The following is a 506-nucleotide window of genomic DNA, read 5'->3' as shown; positions in this document are numbered from 1 at the left end:
CCGCCGCTGCCGGGCACCGCCGACGCGTTCCTGGCCCTGATCGAGGCCGGCTGGGACACCGAGGTGGCCCGCCGCCCCCACGGCCAGCACACCACCGTCCTCGTCCACCTCGACCTGGCCCAACGCGCCGCCGCCCTGCACCTGGGTCCGCTGCTCACCAAAGCCGAACGCCAATACCTGACCTGCGATGCCACCTTTGAGGTGTGGTTTCACCGCGACGGCCAACCCCTCGGCGCCGGACGCAGCACCCGCGAGATCAGCCGCCGACTCCGCCGCGCCCTCGAACACCGCCAACACGGCCGCTGCGCAGTCCCGGGCTGTGCGGCCACCCGCGGTCTGCACGCCCACCACATCACCCATTGGGAAAACGGCGGCCCCACCGACCTGGACAACCTGGTCCTGCTCTGCCCCTACCACCACCGGGCCCACCACCGCGGCCTGATCACCATCACCGGAACCGCCCACCAACTCCTAGTCACCGACGACGACGGCCAACCTCTCACTCC

1 protein-coding gene is annotated in these 506 nt (G+C 71.3%); it reads left to right on the top strand.

The annotated features are described in order from the left end of the window. Nucleotides 1-506: HNH endonuclease signature motif containing protein (locus A5636_RS04975; protein WP_155763599.1), on the top strand; the 506-nt coding region annotated here is incomplete at both ends.

Origin of the sequence: Mycobacterium asiaticum (genome assembly GCF_001673315.1) — a bacterium.
Lineage (GTDB): Bacteria > Actinomycetota > Actinomycetes > Mycobacteriales > Mycobacteriaceae > Mycobacterium > Mycobacterium asiaticum_B.
The sequence above is the reverse complement of the archived record's forward strand: the minus strand, read 5'-3'. Positions and strand labels throughout refer to the sequence as shown.